Source organism: Nocardioides segetis, from assembly GCF_051390595.1.
Classification (GTDB): domain Bacteria; phylum Actinomycetota; class Actinomycetes; order Propionibacteriales; family Nocardioidaceae; genus Nocardioides.
In genome coordinates this window covers 376111-394093 of record NZ_JBNINR010000001.1, presented here as the reverse complement: position 1 = coordinate 394093, position 17983 = coordinate 376111, and the positions used below count along the sequence as shown (strand labels likewise).

Here is a 17983-nt window from a genome sequence, read left to right as displayed (position 1 = left end):
CACCGGCGCCCGCCGCGCTCAGCCTGGATCCACGCTCAGCCGAGCAGGGCGTCGTACGCCGTCGGGCTGGAGTCGCGCAGGAAGGTGGCGCAGCGCTCCCACTCGTCGGTCTCGCCGATCGCCCGCGCGGACTGGGCGAGCAGGGCGAGGGCGCGCAGGAAGCCGCGGTTGGGCTCGTGCTCCCACGGGACCGGGCCGTGACCCTTCCAGCCGTTGCGGCGGAGCAGGTCGAGCGAGCGGTGATAGCCGACCCGGGCGTACGCGTACACCGTGACGTCGTCGTCGCCACCGTCACGGGCCTGCTCGGCGAGGGTGGCCCAGGCGAGCGGTGACGACGGGAGCCGGCGGACGACGTCGGAGGGCTGGTGGCCCTCGGCGAGGAGCGCCTCGGCCGGGTCGACGGGCAGGTGGGTGGGCGGAGGGCCGGCCATCAGGTCGGCGCCGGGCGTGATGCTCATGCCGCCATTCTCCCCCGCCGGGGAGGGATGTCGGCCGCAGGGTGTTGACTGATGGTCGTGGCTCGGAACGCACCCTCATCCGTCACGCGGTCGACGGCGGAGCGGCCGATCAACCCGTGGCCCGCGCTGTGGGCGCTGGTCATCGGGTTCTTCATGATCCTGGTCGACCTCACGATCGTCACGGTGGCGACGCCGACGATCATCGAGGACCTCGACGCCTCGGTGAACGACGTCGTGTGGGTCTCCAGCGCCTACATGCTGGCCTACGCCGTGCCCGTCCTGATCACCGGACGGCTCGGCGATCGCTACGGCGCGAAGTACCTCTACCTGATCGGCCTCACGGTCTTCACCCTCGCCTCGCTGTGGTGCGGTCTGACGACGACCGTCGAGGCACTGATCCTGGCGCGCGTCGTCCAGGGCCTCGGCGCCTCGATGATGACACCGCAGACGATGGCGATCATCACCCGCATTTTCCCGCCCGCCCAGCGCGGCAGCGCGATGGCGGTCTGGGGCGCGACCGCGGGCGTCGCGATGGTCGTCGGCCCGCTGCTCGGCGGCGTGCTCACCGACGGCCTGGGCTGGGAGTGGATCTTCTTCGTCAACCTGCCGGTCGGCCTGCTCGCCTTCGTGATGGCGTGGCGCCTGGTGCCGGCGCTGCCCACCCATGCGCACCGGTTCGACTGGATCGGGGTGGCCCTGTCCGGCGGAGCCATGTTCCTGCTCTGCTTCGGCATCCAGGAGGGCCACCAGAAGGACTGGGCGGACTGGATCATCGCGATGATCGCCGGCGGCAGCGTCGCCCTGGTCGCCTTCATCGTGTGGCAGCGGCTCAACCGCACCGAGCCGCTGGTGCCGCTCGAGCTGTTCCGCGACCGCAACTTCTCGGTGTCGACGATCGCGATCACCTGCATGGGCGCCGTCGCCGCGTCCTTCGGCTTCCCCCTCATGCTCTACGCCCAGGCGGTGCGCGGCTACTCGCCGACCCAGGCTGCGCTGCTGATGCTGCCGATGGCGGTGATGTCGATCCTGCTCGCCCGGCTGGTCGGCCGCCTCTCCGATCGTCAGCACCCGCGCCGGGTGCTGGGCTTCGGGTTCGCAGCCAGCCTGGTCGGCTTCCTCGCCCTCATCTGGCGCCTCGAGCCCGGTGTCCCCGTGTGGGAGCTCGCGCTCCCCATGGGGCTGATCGGCGTCGGGAACGCCTTCATCTGGGCGCCGACCGCGACCACCGCCAACCGCAACCTGCCGATGCACCAGGCCGGCGCGGGCGCCGGTGTCTACAACGCCACCCGCCAGGTCGGCTCGGTACTCGGCGCCGCTGCGATCGCGGTGATCATGGACAGCCGCCTGGCCCACTACCTGCCGGGCGCCGCCGCGCACGGCGAGGCCGGCGCCGCGCGGATCCCCGACCCCCAGGTGGCCGAGCTGTTCAGCCGGGCGATGCAGCAGTCGCTCTGGCTGCCCGCCGCGGTCTACGTCCTCGGCCTGGTCGCCGTGATGTTCTACGAGCTGCCTCGGCACGAGGGCTTCGCGGCGCACTGACCTCCCAGGCTTCCGGATCACGCCCAGGGATCGACGATGCGCACCCCCGTCGGCGCGAAGTCGGCAACGTTGCGGGTGGCGACAGCGAAGCCGTGGACCAGCGCCGTCGCCGCGATCAACGCGTCCCGCTCCGGCCTCGGGTCGGGCACATGCAGGACGGCCGCCCGCCGCGCCACGGCGAGGTCGACCGGGAGGATCCGGTCCGCGTAGCCGGCGAGCACGCTCTGCTCGAACCACGCGCGGAGCCGGAAGCCCTGTTCGGCGTCCCGGCGCTCGACCAGCAGCACGCCCGCCTCGAGCTCGCGGATCGTCACGACGCTGAGGAAGGCGTCCCGTTTCCCGAGCGCGCTGGCCCAGGCGACGACGCGTCGGTCGGCCGCCGGCTTGCGCAGTTCACTGACGACATTCGTGTCGAGCAGGTAGGTCACAGATCCGCGACCTGTCCCGGCTCTCGAACGACCACGGGCTCGAAGTCGGCATCCCCTTCCATGACCAGGGAGTCCCGCAGGTTTCCGCCGCCGGTGAGCCGCTCGTAGTACTCGATGCTGAGCACGACGATGGTGGGCTCGCCGCGGTCGGTCACGAACACCGGCTCCTTGTCGGCCATCGCCTTGACCGCAGAAGGGGACTGGTTGAAAGCACGCGCGCTGACAACGCTCATCGAACCACCTCCCCTTCATATGGTACTACGTAGTTACCAGGCGGCCCACGCCGTTCCTCAGGAGAGCACGAACCCGAACAGCGGGCTGTCCGGCGGCACCTTCTCCACCCGCAGCCGGGACTCCTCCATCCGGGCGAGCAGCCCCGCGAGGTCGTCCGGCGACTGCATCTCGACGCCGACCAGCGCCGGTCCGGTCTCGCGGTTGTTGCGCTTGGTGTACTCGAACAGCGTGATGTCGTCGTCGGGCCCGAGGACGTCGTCGAGGAAGCGGCGCAGCGCGCCGGGCTCCTGCGGGAACTCCACGAGGAAGTAGTGCTTGAGGCCCTCGTGCACCAGCGCGCGCTCGACGATGTCGGCGTAGCGGGAGACGTCGTTGTTGCCGCCGGAGACGACCACCACCACCCGGCTGCCGGGCGGCAGGCCCCCGAGGCCGCCGGAGCTCAGGCGCAGGGCCGCGGGTGCGAGGGCCCCCGCGGGCTCGGCGATGATGCCGTCGACCTGGTAGAGGTCCAGCATCTCCACGCAGATCAGGCCCTCGGGCACCGCCGCGAGCGACAGGTCGACGGCGCCTTGCGCCGCGGCGACGGCGCGGTAGGTGAGGTCGCCGACCCGGCGTACGGCGGCGCCGTCGACGAACGGGTCGACCGTGTCGAGCTCGACCGGGCCCCCGGCGGCGAGGGCCGCGGCGAGCGAGGCGGCTCCCGCGGGCTCGGCGGCCAGGACCCGGACGCCGGGCAGCCGCTCGCCGAGGACCGTGAGACAGCCGGCGATCAGTCCGGCACCCCCGACGGGCAGCACCAGCGCGTCCGGCTGCCAGCCGAGCTCGGCGGACTGGGCCAGGATCTCGGCGGCGACCGTGCCCTGGCCCGCCACGATCCCGGGGTGGTCGAACGCGGGCACGACCGTGGCACCCGACGCCGCGGCGAACTCGGCCGCCGCCACGGCCGCGTCGTCGTACTGGTCGCCGGCGATGACCACCTCGACCTGGTCGCCGCCCAGGGCCGCCACGCGGTCCCGCTTCTGTCGCGGCGTGGTGCGCGGCAGGAAGATGGTCGCGTGCACGCCCGCGCGGGCGCACGCGAAGGCCACGCCCTGGGCGTGGTTGCCGGCACTCGCGCAGGTCACCCCGCGGGCGCGCTCCTCCTCGGACAGCCCGGCGAGCACCGTGTAGGCGCCGCGGGCCTTGTAGGAGCGCACCGGAGTGAGGTCCTCGCGCTTGAGCCAGACCTCGTGACCGGTGACGGCCGAGAGCCGGTCGGCGCGTTGCAGCGGGGTCGGCGCGATGACCGACCCGAGGAGACCGGCCGCCCGGTCGACGTCCGCCGCGGTCGGGAGCTCGGGAACCTCGGTGCCCACCGGTGGGCCGTCAGCCGACGGTCTTGCCGGCCGAGCGCAGGTTCTCGGCCGCCTCGACGACGCGCGCGGCCATGCCGGCCTCCGCCGCCTTGCCCCAGGCGCGCGGGTCGTAGGCCTTCTTGTCGCCGACCTCGCCGTCGATCTTCAGCACGCCGTCGTAGTTGCGCAGCATGTGGTCCGCGGCGGGCCGGGTGAAGGCGTACTGCGTGTCGGTGTCGACGTTCATCTTCACCACGCCGTAGTCGACCGCCGCGGCGATCTCGTCCGCGGTGGAGCCGGAGCCGCCGTGGAAGACGAGGTCGAACGGCTTGGCGCCCTCGGCGAGGCCGAGCTCGGCGACGACCGCGGCCTGCGCGTCGCGGAGGATCTCGGGGCGCAGCTTGACGTTGCCGGGCTTGTAGACGCCGTGCACGTTGCCGAAGGTCAGGGCCGTCAGGTAGCGGCCCTTCTCGCCGATGCCGAGCGCACGCACGGTGGCGAGGGCGTCCTCGGGCGTCGTGTACAGCTTCTCGTCGATCGCGCCGACGATGCCGTCCTCCTCGCCACCCACGACGCCGACCTCGATCTCGAGGATCACCCGGGCGGCGGCCGCCTTGGCGAGCAGTTCCTCGGCGATCTGCAGGTTCTCGTCGAGCGGTACGGCGGAGCCGTCCCACATGTGCGACTGGAACAGCGGCGCCTCGCCCCGGCCGACCCGCTCGGCGGAGATCGCGAGCAGCGGCCGGACGAAGCCGTCGAGCTTGTCCTTGGGGCAGTGGTCGGTGTGCAGCGCGATGTTGACCGGGTAGTTCTTCGCGACCTCCGCGGCGTACGCGGCGAAGGCGACGGAGCCGGTGACCATGTCCTTCACCGACGGGCCGGAGAGGTACTCGGCCCCGCCCGTCGACACCTGGAGGATGCCGTCGGAGCCGGCGTCGGCGAAGCCCCGGAGCGCTGCGTTGAGCGTCTGCGAGGACGTGACGTTGATGGCCGGGAAGGCGAACGCGCCGGACTTCGCGGCGTCGAGCATCTCGGCGTACTTCTCAGGGGTGGCGATGGGCATGCTGGCTGGCTCCTGCGCGGGGTCCGGTTACGTCCGTCTCAACCTACCGTGACAACCGATCGGGGTCGGCGCGCGTATCCGTGGTTGAGTGAATCGTTCCGACCCTCGGAGGACCCGTGCAGGACATCATCGACCGGCTGCAGGCCGAGCTCGGGGAGCGCCGTACCCCGCCCCCGGACTTCGACATCGGTGCGACGATCGGCGCCGGCCGGCGCGCCGTGCGCCGTCGCCGGCTGACCGTGTCGACCGCGGGCCTGGCCCTGGCGCTCGTCCTGGGCGGCACCGTATGGGCCGCCACCGGCTCGGTGGCCGAGCGCGGCCGGGACCGGTCGGCTCCGGTCGCGGCGGCCGCCGGCGTCCGCACGGACGACCTCCGCACGACTGGCGACCTGCCCGCCGCGTTCCCCGTCGGGTACGACGCCGAGACCGGCGACCTGGTCGTGCAGCGCGGCTGGACCGTGGTCGATCGCGTCAACGAGCCGTTCACCGGCTTCGCGCTCGACGACGACTCCCGCGTCGTCGCGTCGGTGGCGCTGGCCGTCCGCAACGGCGACCAGGTCGTCTGGGCGCTGCTCTACCAGCGCGGCGTGGAGGACGACGGCGGCAGCGCGGCCCAGAGCGGGAGCGGGGTCGCCGACCCCGAGGCGAGCGGCGTCTTCCCCGACCTGGACACCTGGGTCGCCTACCAGGCCGACCTGCAGTTCACCGGCTCGACCGACCAGCTCGTCGCGTTCGACGACGACGGCCGGCTCGCGGCCCGCTACGGCGTCCAGCTGGTCCGCCAGGGCGACCCCCTGCCCTTCCTCGCCGACGGCGTGCCGGTCCGGCTGCGGGTCGGCTCCGAGCAGGTGTGGGGCGTGGCCCACCGCGCCGACGACCTGACCCTGCTGACCGTCGCCGACGACTACCCGCCGGCCGACGGGCACGGCACGATGGCCGACTTCGTCGACCACCTGCGGACCGGCCGGTGAGGCGCGCCCAGCGCGAGGCGGCGTACGTCGAGTTCGCCACCGCCCGCCGCGACCGACTGCGGCGCATCGCCTACGGCATGTGCGGCGACTGGCACCGCGCCGACGACCTCGTGCAGACCGCGCTCGTCCGGCTCTATGTCGCCTGGCCCCGGGTCTCGCGGCAGGGCACCGAGGACGCCTACGTCCGCAGGATCCTGCTCAACGCGGCCATCGACGAGTCCCGCCGCGCCGTCCGCCGCGAGATCCCGACCGACACCCTCCCCGACCTCGCCGCCTCCCCCGGCCTCGGCGTCGAGGACCGCGACTCGCTCGTCGCCGCCCTCCAGGAGCTACCCGCCCAACAGCGGGCGGCGGTCCTGCTGCGGCACTGGCTCGGACTCCCGGTCGCCGAGGTCGCCGCCGAGCTCGGCATCGCCGAGGGCACGGTCAAGAGCCACACCTCGCGCGGCCTGGCCGCGCTGCGCGGACGGCTGGCGGAGGTCGAGACCGGCTGACATGCTGGCCCGTCGCCGGCTCACCCGCGCCAGGCCGCGGCGCCGCCCAGGTCGGCGTGCTGGCGGATCCAGGTGTGCATGGCGATGGCCGCGGCGGCGGACGCGTTGATCGAGCGGGTCGAGCCGAACTGCGCGATCGAGAAGGTGCCGTCGCAGGCCTCCCTCGCCCCCTCCGAGAGGCCGGGGCCCTCCTGGCCGAAGAGCAGGCAGACCCGCTCGGGCAGGGCCATCGTCTCGAGGTGCTCCGATCCCGGCAGGTTGTCGATGCCGAGGAGCGGCACCCCGGTCTCGGCCAGATAAGCGTGGAGCTCGGCGACGCTCGGGTGGTGGCGCACATGCTGGTAGCGGTCGGTGACCATCGCGCCGCGGCGGTTCCAGCGGCGGTTGCCGACGATGTGGACCTCGGCGGCGAGGAAGGCGTTGGCGGAGCGGACGATGGTGCCGATGTTGAAGTCGTGCTGCCAGTTCTCGATCGCGACGTGGAAGCCGTGGCGGCGACGGTCGAGGTCGGCGACGATCGCCTCGACGCTCCAGTACCGGTAGCGGTCGACGACATTGCGGCGATCACCGTCGCGCAGCAGCGTCTCGTCGTACACCTCGCTGCCCGGACCCTGCGGCCACGGGCCCGGCCAGGGACCGACCCCGACCTCGGGCTGCCCGTGGGGCATGGGGTCGTACGGCGCCCGCTCCTCCCCCGACTCCTTCACGAGGCCCGACCCTATGCGGTGCCACCGGATGTCACCGGATCCCACCGTGCCGCTCCGTCCCTGGGCTCGGGCAGGTAGCGTTGGCCCGTGGTCTCGCTCGACATGCTGCCGATCGTCTCGAGTGCGACCGAGCACATCACCCCGCTGTTCCTCGGCATCGACTGGCTCGATCCCGAGTGGCTGCTGGAGCGCTTCGGCACCGAGTTCCTCTGGCTCAGCCTCCTGATCCTGTTCGTGGAGTGCGGGCTGTTCTTCCCGTTCCTGCCCGGCGACGCGCTGCTGTTCGCCTTCGGCATCTTCGTCGCGACCGAACGCCTCGACGTCTTCCCCGGCTCCCCGTTGGTCGAGCTCTTCATCGGCATGACCTTGCTCATCCTCGCGGCCTTCGCCGGCAACGTGGCGGGCTACGAGATCGGCCGCAAGATCGGGCCGCGGATCTACGCCCGCGACGGCCGACTGTTCAAGCAGAAGTACATCGACGAGACCGACGTCTTCTTCGACAAGCACGGCAACAAGGCGCTGGTCCTGGGCCGCTTCGTCGCCTTCGTCCGCACCTACATCACCGTCGTCGCCGGCGTCACCGGCATGGACCGCCGGCGCTTCTACGTGTGGAGCGCGATCGGCGCGGTGCTCTGGGTCGCGTCGATCTCGATGCTCGGCTACTTCCTCGGCAAGCGCATCCCGTGGCTGGGCGACAACATCGACTACGTGATCATCGCGATCTTCGCGTTCGGTGGCGTCCTGATGCTCGTCGAGGCGATCCGGCGCAAGCGGACCAACGCCCCCGCGGCCGAGGATCTCGACCACGACGGTCGGCCGGACCGCGACATCGCCGGCTTCGACGTGAAGCCGAAGGACGGCGTCTGACCGACGCCCCGCCGGTCGGGTCGGGTCAGGCCGGGTCCGCGTCGCCGCGACGGGCGCGCACGGTCGAGCGCACCCGCAGCACCAACCACCAGCACACCGCCACGGCGACGACCGCGATGACGATCCACTGGAAGACGCCGACGTAGTCCTCGACCCGGTGCCACTGCTCGCCGAGGTAGTAGCCCGCGAGGACGAAGGTCGTGTTCCACAGGGCGCTGCCCAGTGCCGTCAGGCCCAGGAACGTCGCGAAGGGCATCCGCTCGACCCCGGCGGGCACCGAGATGAGGCTGCGGAAGATCGGGATCATCCGGCCGAAGAACACCGTCTTCTTGCCGTGCCGGGCGAACCACGCCTCGGTGCGCTCGAGGTCGCTCCGCTTGGTCAGCGGCAGCCGCTCCCAGATCCAGTAGATCCGGTCGCGGCCGATGAGCACCCCGAGCCAGTACAGCACGACCGCACCGACGACGGAGCCGGCCGTCGTCCAGATCAGCGCCTCGGCGAGGGTGAACTCGCCCCGGCTCGCCGTGAAGCCGGCGAGCGGCAGGATGATCTCACTGGGCAGCGGCGGGAACAGGTTTTCCAGCGCGATGGCCACGCCGGCGCCGAAGGGGCCGAGCTTCTCCATGAGGTCGACGGCCCACCCGGCGATGCCGGTGAGGTCCTCCTGGCCGGTGCCCGGGTTCATCACGGCCCCGAGGCTATTGCATCCTCCCTGAGGGAGCCGGATCGGCGATGAGTCCGGACCGCGCGCCCGGTCCTCCTACTTGACCGCATCCACCGAACACCAGGGAGCAGCGATGACCATCAACCTCAACCCCTACGTCAACTGGCGCGGGCAGGCCCGCGAGGCCATGGAGTTCTACCAGTCCGTGCTCGGCGGCGAGCTCACCGTGATGACCTTCGCCGACATGGGCGGCACCGCGATGGGCGTCGCCGAGGCCGAGGTCGACTGGGTCATGCACGCATCGCTGTCGGTGTCCGACACGGTGCTCCTCATGGGCGCCGACCACCCCTCGCACGTGCCCGGCGAGCCGCAGACCCAGCAGGTCAGCATCAGCGGCCCCAGCGACGACGAGGCGACCCTGCGCGCCTGGTGGGACGGCCTGTCCCAGGGCGCCACGATCCATCAGCCGCTGGAGAAGGCCCCGTGGGGTGACAGCTTCGGCATGCTGGAGGACCGGTACGGCGTCGCGTGGCTGGTCAACATCGCCGGCGCGCCGAGCGAGGGCTGAGCCGGGCCGGTGCAGGTATCGCCGGTCGACCGGCGATTCCTGCAAGGTCGGCGGCGGCGGCCTCAGGCCCGGGCGGCCCGCGCGGCGTCCAGCTCCGCCTTCGTCAGCACCGCGCGCACCTCGAGCTCGACGTCGGCGAGCGGGTTCTCCCCGGCCGGGCTGCGGTCGATCGCGCAGACGACGGTCTCGACCACGGCCCCGCCCGAGCGCAGCGCGTTCGTCGCGTCACGCACGGCGCCGCCGGTGGTGATGACGTCCTCGATCAGCACCACCCGGCGGCCGTCGTACGACGGCCCCTCGGCGAGCTTGGCGGTGCCGTACTCCTTGGCCTTCTTGCGGACGAACACGACCGGCAGGCCGACCAGCTGGCTGACGGCGGTCGCGATCGGGATGCCGCCCATCTCGAGGCCGCCGAGGAGCTCGGTGTCGGCCGGCAGCAGCTGGGCGACCTCGCGCGCGACCCGGGCGAGCAGCAGCGGGTCGGCCTCGAAGAGGTACTTGTCGAAGTACTCGTTGCTCACCTGGCCGGACCGGAGCACGAACTCACCCGTGAGGCGGCAGGTGGCGTCGATGTCGGCGGCGAGGTCGGTGTCGGTGGTCGTCACGGTCTGAGGCTATTGCCTCCCCGGCCCGGGTGCCGATCGAGGTCGCCCGGCCCACCGAAGCCCGCGGAGCGCGCCGGCGCGGGATCGTCCGGCAGTAGGGTCGGGTCTCGTGCACCACCCTGCTGCCCGTCGCGTCGCCGGGATGGGCGCGACCATCTTCGCCGAGATGTCCGCGCTGGCCGTCCGGACCGGCGCCGTCAACCTCGGTCAGGGCTTCCCCGACACCGACGGCCCGCCCGAGCTGATCGAGGCTGCCGTCGCCGCACTGCACGGAGGGGCGAACCAGTACGCCCCCGGCATCGGTGTCCCCGCGCTGCGCCAGGCGATCGCCCGGCACCAGCAGCGGCACTACGGCATCGAGCTCGATCCCGACCGGGAGGTCGTGGTCACCACCGGATGCACCGAGGCGATCGCCGGAGCGCTGCTCGGGCTCGTCGACCCGGGCGACGAGGTGGTGGTGCTCGAGCCGTACTACGACTCCTATCCGGCGATGATCGACTTCGCCGGAGGGGTACGCCGGCCGGTGACGTTGCGCGCGCCGGACTTCCGTCTCGATCCGGCCGAGCTCGAGGCCGCGGTGTCGGCACGGACCAGGCTGATCCTGCTCAACACCCCCCACAACCCGACCGGACGCGTACTCGACGCGGGCGAGCTGGCCGCCGTGGCGCGGGTCGCGACCGAGCACGATCTGATCGTCGTGACCGACGAGGTCTACGAGCATCTCACCTTCGACGGCCATCGGCATGTGCCGATCGCCACGCTGCCCGGCATGGCCGAGCGGACGCTGACGCTGTCGAGCGCCGGGAAGTCGTGGTCGGTCACCGGCTGGAAGGTCGGCTGGGCGACCGGCCCCGCGGAGCTGGTCGCGGCGGTGACGGCGGCCAAGCAGTGGCTCACCTTCACCTCCGGCTCACCCCTGCAGCCCGCGGTCGCGGCCGCACTCGACGCAGGCGACGCCTTCCCGACGGCTCTGGCCCGGGACCTCCGCGAGCAGCGCGACCAGCTCGTCTCCGGGCTGCGCGCGGCCGGCCTGACGACGTACGTCCCCGAGGGCACCTACTTCGCCACCACCGACGTGGGCGAGCTCGGCTGGTCCAGCGGCAGCGCGTTCTGCCGTGCGCTGCCCGAGCGGGCGGGTGTCGTGGCCATCCCGTCGGAGGTGTTCTACGACCACCCCGACGCGCCGGGCAGCGGACGGCATCTCGTCCGCTGGGCGTTCTGCAAGCGTCCCGACGTGCTCGCCGAGGCGGTCCGCCGGCTCACGGCGGCGGACCTGCGGGCCTGAGCCTCAACGCCCGGAGTACCAGTGCCCGACCTCGGGCCGCACGAGCAGCCAGATCGTCCCGGCCGCCACCGCGACCAGCACGACCAGCGGCCAGGCGCCCAGCGACAGGGCGAGCGCGACGACGGCGGCGCCCGCGCCGGAGATCGCGAGTGCGATGCGGGCCCAGTTGTGGCCGGCGAACGCCAGCCCGGCGAGCGCCGCGGCGGTCAGGGCCCACACGGCCAGTCCCCCGATGAAGACGAACAGCACCGCCACCAGGTCCTGCTCGCCGAGCTGGGACTCCTTCATCATCTGCGGCTGCTGACGCTGCATCTCGGCGTACAGCTCCTCGCTCTGGGCGGGCACGACGGCCGCGACGACCGCGAGCACGGCCAGGACGAGACCCGACGTGAGCCAGGTGAGCACGCACGCCAGGAGCAGGGCCTGCGGACGGTCGCCGCGCCGGGGGCGCTGCCCGGTCGCGGGCGGCACCGGCGCCGGCCACGGCGCGGCGTGAGGCGGGTGTGCCAGGCCGGGCGCGGGCGGCGCCGGCGGCATCGCCGGAGTCGCCGGTGTCGCCGGTGTCGCCGGTGTCGCCGGCGTCGACGACTGCGTCGGCTCGGCCGGCGTTCCGCCCCGCGTGCCCGGCGAGCCGGGTGCGCCGGGCGGTCGGAGGCCGGCGAGCCGGGCGGCGCGCCGCTCCTCGTAGCGCTGGATCCACGGGCGGCCGGCGTACCAGTCACGGGTGGGCTGCAGCCAGAGCAGTGCGATGCCGGCGAGCACCATCGGCGCGAGGAATCCGGCCGCCGTCAGGCCGCCGACGAACAGCAGGGGCGAGAGCACGGTCAGGGCGATCCGTGCGCTCGCCGAGCGCTTGAACACCTGGACGCCGAGGATCATCGACGCCGTCGCGGCGCCCGCGCCGATCAGGCACAGCACCCGGATCAGGGTGGCCAGGGTGTCGACGCTGATGCCGAGGTCGCCGGTCATCGGCTCGGTGATGAACCGCTCGAGCTCCTCCTGCACCTCCAGCGTGTGGAGCGTGGAGATCCGCTGCCAGGCGGCGAGGACGACGAAGACGGAACCGCCGATGATCAGCGCGCCCGCCAGCGTCGCCTGTCCCGGCCGGGGCTGCTCCTGGCTCATGGGTCCATTCCACCAGACCGGCCCACACGTCACACTGGACGGGCAGTTCCTGCACTTGTCGGGCGTCGCAATGCCCGACAAGTGCAGGAATCGCCGGTCGACCGGCGATTCCTGCACCGGGCGATCAGCCGCCCGCGGTGAGCACCAGCCCGTCGTCGCCCCGGTCGACGCTGACGGACCCGCCGTCGGTGACCTCGCCACCGATCAGCAGCCGCGCGAGCGCGTCGCCGATGGCGCTCTGGACCAGCCGTCGCAGCGGCCGGGCGCCGTACGCCGGGTCGTAGCCGACGTCGGCCAGCCACCGGCGCGCCTCGGGGGTGACGGTGAGCGTGATCCGCCGCGCGGCGAGCCGCGCCTCGAGCGAGCGCAGCTGGAGCTCGACGATCCGCGCGAGGTCGTCGCGCGAGAGCGCGTCGAAGGTGACGATCTCGTCGAGACGGTTGAGGAACTCCGGCTTGAACGCCTGCCGCACCACGCCCAGGACGGCCTCCTTCTGCGCCGCCGGGTCCATCGTCGGGTCGACGAGGAACTGCGAGCCCAGGTTGGAGGTGAGGATCAGGATCGTGTTGCGGAAGTCGACCGTGCGGCCCTGGCCGTCGGTGAGGCGGCCGTCGTCGAGCACCTGGAGGAGCACGTCGAAGACCTCGGGGTGCGCCTTCTCCACCTCGTCCAGCAGCACCACCGAGTACGGACGCCGGCGCACCGCCTCGGTGAGCTGACCGCCCTGGTCGTAGCCGACGTAGCCCGGAGGGGCCCCGACGAGTCGCGCGACGGAGTGCTTCTCGGCGTACTCGCTCATGTCGATGCGCACGATCGCGCGGTCGTCGTCGAAGAGGAAGTCGGCCAGCGACTTGGCGAGCTCGGTCTTGCCGACGCCGGTGGGGCCGAGGAAGAGGAAGGACCCGGTCGGGCGGTTGGGGTCGGAGATCCCCGCCCGCGCGCGGCGTACGGCGTCGCTGACGGCGCGTACCGCGTCGGCCTGGCCGATCAGGCGCGCGCCGATGGCCAGCTCCATGTCGAGCAGCTTGGCGGTCTCGCCCTGCAGCAGGCGCCCGGTCGGGATGCCGGTCCAGGCCTCCACGACCTCGGCGATCTGGGTGGCGCCCACCTCCTCGCCGACGAGCTTCTCCTCGGGCGACTCGGCGTCCTCGACGGCCTCGACCGCCTTGATCTGCTGCTCCAGTGCGGGGATCCGGCCGTAGAGGATCGCGCTCGCACCGCCGAGGTCGCCTTCGCGCTGCAGCCGCTCGGCCTCGCTGCGGAGCTGGTCGAGCTGCCGGCGCAGCGCGCCCTCACCCTCGAGCTCGGCCTTCTCCCGCTCCCAGCGGGCCTCGAGCCCCCGCAGCGACTCCTCCTTGTCGGCCAGGTCGGCGCGCAGCGCCTCCAGCCGGTCGCGGGAGGCGTCGTCGGACTCCTTGGCGAGCGCGAACTCCTCCATCTTGAGCCGGTCGACCTGGCGGCGGAGCTGGTCGATCTCCTCCGGGGAGGACTCGATCTCCATCCGCAGCCGGGAGGCGGCCTCGTCGACGAGGTCGATCGCCTTGTCGGGCAGCTGGCGGCCGGTGATGTAGCGGTCGGACAGGGTCGCGGCGGCGACGAGGGCGGCGTCGGTGATCCGCACACCGTGGTGCGCCTCGTACTTCTCCTGGATGCCGCGCAGGATCTGGATGGTGTCCTCGACCGAGGGCTCGCCGACGAAGACCTGCTGGAAGCGGCGCTCCAGGGCGGGGTCCTTCTCGATCGACTCGCGGTACTCGTCGAGCGTGGTGGCGCCGATCATGTGCAGCTCACCGCGCGCGAGCATCGGCTTGAGCATGTTGCCGGCGTCCATCTGCGAGTCGCCGCCGGCACCCGCGCCGACGACGGTGTGCAGCTCGTCGATGAACGTGATGACCTGGCCCTCGGACTGCTTGATCTCGTCGAGGACGGCCTTGAGCCGCTCCTCGAACTCGCCGCGGTACTTCGCGCCGGCGACCATGCCCATCAGGTCCAGGCTCAGCACCCGCCTGCCCTTGAGCGAGTCGGGCACGTCGCCGGCCACGACCCGCTGGGCCAGCCCCTCGACGACGGCGGTCTTGCCGACGCCGGGCTCGCCGATGAGGACCGGGTTGTTCTTGGTGCGCCGCGACAACACCTGGACGACCCGGCGGATCTCCTGGTCGCGCCCGATCACCGGGTCGAGCTTGCCCTCCTCGGCGGCGGCGGTGAGGTCGACGGAGTACTTCTCCAGCGCCTCGTATGTCGCCTCGGCGTCCTGCGACGTCACCCGTCGGTTGCCGCGCACGGCGGTGAGCGACTCGCGCAGCGCGTCAGCGGACAGGCCCGCGTCGGCCAGCACCTTCTGCGCGGTCGACTCGACCGTGGCCAGCGCGATGAGGAGGTGCTCGGTCGCGACGTACTCGTCGGTCATCGAGCGGGCGAGGTCGAGGGCGGAGGCCAGCACCCGGGTCAGCCCGGCGGAGCCCGCCGGCTGCTGGACGGTCGCGCCGCTGGCTCGCGGCAGCGCGTCGCGGGCGGCGGAGGCGGCGTGCACGAGCCCGGACACGTCGACACCGGCCTTGGCGACGAGGTGGGCGGTGGTGCCCTCCTCCTGCAGCAGCAGGGCGACGAGCAGGTGGATCGGCTCGACGCTGGTGTTGCCGGCCGTGGTCGCGGCGAGTTGCGCGGCCTCGATCGCCTCGCGGCTGCGCGTGGTGAACTTGTCGGCCCCGAATTGGCTCATGTGCAGAGTGTCTCCTGTGTCGTGGGGAGGATCGAGTTACTGCCCCAACGTCAGGAAAGTTTAGTCTGTTCCACTCAACTTCGCCCGATTCCGTGCGACCCGCGCGGACCCGCACCGCGGCCCCCGCGCGGGCCGACGGAGGACGGGCCGAGGAACGGGCCGAGGAACGGGCCGAGGAACGGGCCGAGGAACGGCGGGAGCCGGGGAGCGTGATGAGTGGACAGGTCTCGGGCCCATCCACCCACCACGGGTCGCCGCGGTCGGCCCGGGCCGCCCCACTCGTCCCCGCAGCGGGACGCGACCCCACATCGCGCCGGCGCCATGACCGACCGCGTGGGACGACGGTCGCACGGCTCCGGCCCCGGTCGCGGATTGTTTCGCGTCGGGCTTCGGGCGAAACAATGTCGCTTCCGCCGCCGGGACCGCCCGACGGTGCCAGCATGACCGCGTGGCTCGGCACACCGACGAGATCGATGACCCCACCCCGCTGGCCGGGGCGAGGATCGATGTCGCGGCCCGGATCGGGTGGCTGCTGCGCACCAGCCGGGTCGCGGCGGGGGTGCCGCTGCGCGAGTTCGCCGCGCGCACCGGGAACGGCACGCGACTGTCACCGGCCACGCTGTCCCGGGTCGAGACCAGCGGGCGTCGCAGCGGAGCCGTCGTCGCGGCGTACGAGCAGGCGCTCGGGCTCCCCCACGGCCACCTGCGCGCGCCGGTCGACGTGCTCTGCCGGACCTTCTCCTACGCGCCGCCCGACACCGAGCCCTACGCACCGGAGCCGACCCTGGGCGGCTTCACCGGCGCCGTCGACGCCGTCCAGGCCGACGGCGCGGACGCCCACGACTGGCTGCGCTTCGCCGAGTACCACGTCCGCAGCCCCTTCGGGCTGGCCGCGCCCGCGATCCGCCCGCTCCTCGCCCGCCTGGCCGACGAGGTGGGCCGGTCCGCCGGTCTCGGCTACCAGCTGCGCTACGAGGCGCTGAGCAAGCTGCGCTGCAGCCCGTACGCCGGCCTCGTCGCCGAGGTCGTGCGCGCGGCCGTCGAGGAGCCCGGCATGCAGCGTCCGGCGGACCTGCTCAGCGCGGTCACCGAGCTCCCCACTCCCGACCTGGTCGCGTGGTGCGGCGAGCTGCTCGGCCACGAGTCGTGGATCATCGCGCGCGCCGGCTGCCTGGGCATCCAGAACATGCGCAGCGTCGGCGGCCTGCGCCGGTCCGACTGGCTCCCGCTCGTCCCGCTGTTCGCCGCGGCCTGCGACGCCGCGGTGGGCGACGCCCGGCGACAGCCGATCCTCAGCTCCACGCTGGCCTGCTGTCCGCCCGAGTTCCGGGCCGCCGTGCGGGCGCGGCTGACCGAGGACCTCGTCGAGCCGCGCCGCGCCGCCGCCTGGACCCGGACCCGCCGCAACCGCCACTTCGCCTACGCCGCCGGCCTGGCCGCGGAGATCGCGGAGAACCGGGCCGGTGAGGCGATGCTGGCGCGGCTGCTGTTCGAGGTGCTCTACGACTTCCGCGCCACCCACGTCACGACGTCGTCGTTCCTGCTCGTCGCGTCGCCGTTCGCCGACGACGTCCGCGAGGTGATCTGTCGCTCGGCGCTCGAGGGGCCGGACGAGATCACCCGGCATGGCGCGGCCTTCGCCTTCGCCAACCTGATGATCCCGTTCGAGACCGCGGATCCCGCCCCGTGGCTGGCATCCGACGACGAGGTGCTGCGGGGGGCCGGGCTGAGCATCTGCGGCTTCGCCGGCGTCCCGCTGGCACCCGACCTGCTCCGCGAGCTCACCGTCCGCCACGACCAGACCGGCTACGCGGCGCTGTTCGCGGCCGGCATGGCCCAGCAGCCCGAGCTGGCCGAGCTGGCGTCCGCGGCGCACCTGCCGGTCGACGTACGGCGGGCGGCGACGTGGTGGCGCGCCGCCGGCGGGCGGATCGTGGGCTGAGCCCCGCGGGGGGCGTGCCGGATCCAGGCTCAGGCGTCGACGTCGGGCGGTGCCTCGTGCTCGGGCAGGTCGTCGCTCGCGGCGGTGACCTCGTCGACCAGCGCGAGCTTGCAGAACTCCTCGCCGAACGGGGTGAGGTGGACGCTGCGGCGCACGACCTTGGCGAACCGCACGGAGTGCATCGCGGCCAGCACGTCGGGCTGCGCCTCGAGCACCTGGTACTCCAGGTGGTCGCGCACCGGCTCACGGGAGAACCAGACCAGGCCGAGCCGGAACAGGTTGTTGAGGTAGGACGGCACCTGCTCCAGATAGCGGAGGCCGGCCCGCGGACCGATCATGTTGAGCCCGGGGGCGACGAGCTGGCTGCTCACCATGCCGATCGGGCCGCCCGTGCGGACGTCGACCGACGGCTGCGGACCGTCGCGCAGCAGCATCACCAGGATCCGGGCCTCGTCGGGGGCGAGCTCGTCGAGGATCCGGTCGAACGCCGGGTGCCGGTCGTCGGTGCTCCACACGTCGCGGGAGCGCTCGAGCAGGTCGTTGCCACGCTCGCGCAGCGACTGCGGCCGGGACCCGAGCACCTGGCCGTCGACCACCGGCGTCGCCACGACCTCGCGGGGTCGATCGGGGCTCGCGCCGAGCGACTCGCCGGCCCGCATCAGTGCGGTGGCGACGGGTACGCCGTCGGACACCTGCTTGGCGACCTCGCCGAGCGCGCCGACGTACGACCCGACGTCGCGGATCAGCGCGGCGGCCTCGTCGCGACTGGTCACGGCGCGACCGACCCGCATCCAGTTGCGCGTGGTCGTGCGCAGTCCCCAACCCGCGGTGTGCAGGGCGGCCGACCCGGCCACCCGGGCCAGGCCCGGAAGCGACTCCGCCACGGCCGGCCCGGTCAGCGGGGGCAGCGCGGGCAGACGCGGCAGCCCGTCCCTGTCGATCTCCTCGGTCATGTCCGCCTTCCGCTGGTCGGGTCG

General features: G+C 72.8%; 18 protein-coding genes. 7 read left to right on the top strand and 11 right to left on the bottom strand.

What is annotated here, in order from left to right; genetic code table 11:
• Nucleotides 1–35: 35 nt before the first annotated feature.
• On the bottom strand, nt 36–458 hold the full coding sequence (locus ACPZVR_RS01740) for a DUF3151 domain-containing protein (RefSeq protein WP_436697841.1): 423 nt from the start codon (nt 456–458) through the stop codon (nt 36–38).
• 51 nt (nt 459–509) lie between these two features.
• On the opposite strand from ACPZVR_RS01740, the gene ACPZVR_RS01735 reads away from it, so the two are divergent.
• A complete protein-coding gene (locus ACPZVR_RS01735) occupies nt 510–1997 on the top strand; it encodes a DHA2 family efflux MFS transporter permease subunit (protein ID WP_436697840.1) in 1488 nt (495 codons plus the stop codon).
• A gap of 17 nt (nt 1998–2014) precedes the next feature.
• Here ACPZVR_RS01735 and ACPZVR_RS01730 read toward each other — a convergent pair whose 3' ends face one another.
• Genes ACPZVR_RS01730 through fbaA form a run of 4 tightly spaced genes read right to left on the bottom strand, consistent with a single transcriptional unit; the run spans nt 2015 to nt 5056 of the window.
• Nucleotides 2015–2425, bottom strand: coding sequence for a type II toxin-antitoxin system VapC family toxin (locus ACPZVR_RS01730; RefSeq protein ID WP_436697839.1), 411 nt, complete (start codon nt 2423–2425; stop codon nt 2015–2017).
• On the bottom strand, nt 2422–2658 hold the full coding sequence (locus ACPZVR_RS01725; protein ID WP_436697838.1) for a type II toxin-antitoxin system Phd/YefM family antitoxin: 237 nt from the start codon (nt 2656–2658) through the stop codon (nt 2422–2424). Before ACPZVR_RS01725 ends, ACPZVR_RS01730 begins: the two co-directional genes overlap by 4 nt.
• 57 nt (nt 2659–2715) lie before the next feature.
• A complete protein-coding gene (gene ilvA, locus ACPZVR_RS01720) occupies nt 2716–4014 on the bottom strand; it encodes a threonine ammonia-lyase IlvA (protein WP_436697837.1) in 1299 nt (432 codons plus the stop codon).
• A 10-nt stretch (nt 4015–4024) separates the two neighbouring features.
• Complete coding sequence (gene fbaA / locus ACPZVR_RS01715) at nt 4025–5056, bottom strand: class II fructose-bisphosphate aldolase (RefSeq protein WP_436697836.1); 1032 nt, start codon at nt 5054–5056, stop codon at nt 4025–4027.
• Nucleotides 5057–5172: 116 nt separating this feature from the next.
• Between fbaA and ACPZVR_RS01710 the strand changes: the two genes are divergently transcribed.
• Both ACPZVR_RS01710 and ACPZVR_RS01705 read left to right on the top strand, forming a co-directional pair.
• A complete protein-coding gene (locus ACPZVR_RS01710) occupies nt 5173–6027 on the top strand; it encodes a hypothetical protein (RefSeq protein WP_436697835.1) in 855 nt (284 codons plus the stop codon).
• Nucleotides 6024–6521, top strand: a complete 498-nt coding sequence (locus ACPZVR_RS01705) for a SigE family RNA polymerase sigma factor (protein ID WP_436697834.1) — start codon at nt 6024–6026, stop codon at nt 6519–6521. The genes ACPZVR_RS01710 and ACPZVR_RS01705 overlap by 4 nt, the downstream gene beginning before the upstream one ends.
• Nucleotides 6522–6541: 20 nt before the next feature.
• On the opposite strand, the gene ACPZVR_RS01700 is transcribed toward ACPZVR_RS01705, so the two are convergent.
• Nucleotides 6542–7189: a TrmH family RNA methyltransferase gene (locus ACPZVR_RS01700; RefSeq protein ID WP_436698214.1), complete on the bottom strand. Its 648-nt coding sequence runs from the start codon at nt 7187–7189 to the stop codon at nt 6542–6544.
• A gap of 126 nt (nt 7190–7315) precedes the next feature.
• Here ACPZVR_RS01700 and ACPZVR_RS01695 point away from each other — a divergent pair, with 126 nt between their 5' ends.
• Nucleotides 7316–8095, top strand: a complete 780-nt coding sequence (locus ACPZVR_RS01695) for a DedA family protein (protein WP_436697833.1) — start codon at nt 7316–7318, stop codon at nt 8093–8095.
• A 25-nt stretch (nt 8096–8120) separates the two neighbouring features.
• Here the strand turns inward: ACPZVR_RS01695 and ACPZVR_RS01690 are convergent, their stop codons facing one another.
• Nucleotides 8121–8780 carry a DedA family protein gene (locus tag ACPZVR_RS01690; protein ID WP_436698213.1) on the bottom strand — a complete coding sequence of 220 codons (660 nt, stop codon included), beginning with the start codon at nt 8778–8780 and terminating at the stop codon, nt 8121–8123.
• 112 nt (nt 8781–8892) lie between these two features.
• Here ACPZVR_RS01690 and ACPZVR_RS01685 point away from each other — a divergent pair, with 112 nt between their 5' ends.
• Nucleotides 8893–9327: a VOC family protein gene (locus tag ACPZVR_RS01685; protein WP_436697832.1), complete on the top strand. Its 435-nt coding sequence runs from the start codon at nt 8893–8895 to the stop codon at nt 9325–9327.
• Between the two features lie 62 nt (nt 9328–9389).
• Here the strand turns inward: ACPZVR_RS01685 and pyrE are convergent, their stop codons facing one another.
• Complete coding sequence (gene pyrE / locus ACPZVR_RS01680) at nt 9390–9932, bottom strand: orotate phosphoribosyltransferase (RefSeq protein WP_436697831.1); 543 nt, start codon at nt 9930–9932, stop codon at nt 9390–9392.
• 109 nt (nt 9933–10041) lie between these two features.
• Here pyrE and ACPZVR_RS01675 point away from each other — a divergent pair, with 109 nt between their 5' ends.
• Nucleotides 10042–11217, top strand: coding sequence for a pyridoxal phosphate-dependent aminotransferase (locus ACPZVR_RS01675; protein WP_436697830.1), 1176 nt, complete (start codon nt 10042–10044; stop codon nt 11215–11217).
• A gap of 3 nt (nt 11218–11220) precedes the next feature.
• On the opposite strand, the gene ACPZVR_RS01670 is transcribed toward ACPZVR_RS01675, so the two are convergent.
• Together ACPZVR_RS01670 and clpB are read right to left on the bottom strand one after the other, a co-directional pair.
• Nucleotides 11221–12342 carry a hypothetical protein gene (locus tag ACPZVR_RS01670; RefSeq protein WP_436697829.1) on the bottom strand — a complete coding sequence of 374 codons (1122 nt, stop codon included), beginning with the start codon at nt 12340–12342 and terminating at the stop codon, nt 11221–11223.
• Nucleotides 12343–12466: 124 nt separating this feature from the next.
• The gene (clpB, locus tag ACPZVR_RS01665; RefSeq protein WP_436697828.1) at nt 12467–15064 is read right to left on the bottom strand and encodes an ATP-dependent chaperone ClpB; all 2598 of its coding nucleotides are present in this window, start codon (nt 15062–15064) and stop codon (nt 12467–12469) included.
• 448 nt (nt 15065–15512) lie between these two features.
• Here clpB and ACPZVR_RS01660 point away from each other — a divergent pair, with 448 nt between their 5' ends.
• Nucleotides 15513–17006 (top strand): helix-turn-helix domain-containing protein, encoded by a 1494-nt coding sequence (locus ACPZVR_RS01660; RefSeq protein ID WP_436697827.1) that lies wholly within the window; start codon nt 15513–15515, stop codon nt 17004–17006.
• A gap of 29 nt (nt 17007–17035) precedes the next feature.
• Here ACPZVR_RS01660 and ACPZVR_RS01655 read toward each other — a convergent pair whose 3' ends face one another.
• A complete protein-coding gene (locus ACPZVR_RS01655; RefSeq protein WP_436697826.1) occupies nt 17036–17959 on the bottom strand; it encodes an Abi-alpha family protein in 924 nt (307 codons plus the stop codon).
• Nucleotides 17960–17983 lie beyond the last annotated feature (24 nt).

Excerpts from the sequence above, each read along its gene's own strand:
- ACPZVR_RS01690 (WP_436698213.1), bottom strand. The coding sequence starts at position 8,780 with ATGAACCCGGGCACCGGCCAGGAGGACCTCACCGGCATCGCCGGGTGG.
- clpB (WP_436697828.1), bottom strand. The coding sequence starts at position 15,064 with ATGAGCCAATTCGGGGCCGACAAGTTCACCACGCGCAGCCGCGAGGCG.
- ACPZVR_RS01740 (WP_436697841.1), bottom strand. The coding sequence starts at position 458 with ATGAGCATCACGCCCGGCGCCGACCTGATGGCCGGCCCTCCGCCCACC.
- ACPZVR_RS01735 (WP_436697840.1), top strand. The coding sequence starts at position 510 with ATGGTCGTGGCTCGGAACGCACCCTCATCCGTCACGCGGTCGACGGCG.
- ACPZVR_RS01655 (WP_436697826.1), bottom strand. The coding sequence starts at position 17,959 with ATGACCGAGGAGATCGACAGGGACGGGCTGCCGCGTCTGCCCGCGCTG.
- fbaA (WP_436697836.1), bottom strand. The coding sequence starts at position 5,056 with ATGCCCATCGCCACCCCTGAGAAGTACGCCGAGATGCTCGACGCCGCG.
- ACPZVR_RS01670 (WP_436697829.1), bottom strand. The coding sequence starts at position 12,342 with ATGAGCCAGGAGCAGCCCCGGCCGGGACAGGCGACGCTGGCGGGCGCG.
- ACPZVR_RS01685 (WP_436697832.1), top strand. The coding sequence starts at position 8,893 with ATGACCATCAACCTCAACCCCTACGTCAACTGGCGCGGGCAGGCCCGC.
- ACPZVR_RS01700 (WP_436698214.1), bottom strand. The coding sequence starts at position 7,189 with ATGCCCCACGGGCAGCCCGAGGTCGGGGTCGGTCCCTGGCCGGGCCCG.
- ACPZVR_RS01725 (WP_436697838.1), bottom strand. The coding sequence starts at position 2,658 with ATGAGCGTTGTCAGCGCGCGTGCTTTCAACCAGTCCCCTTCTGCGGTC.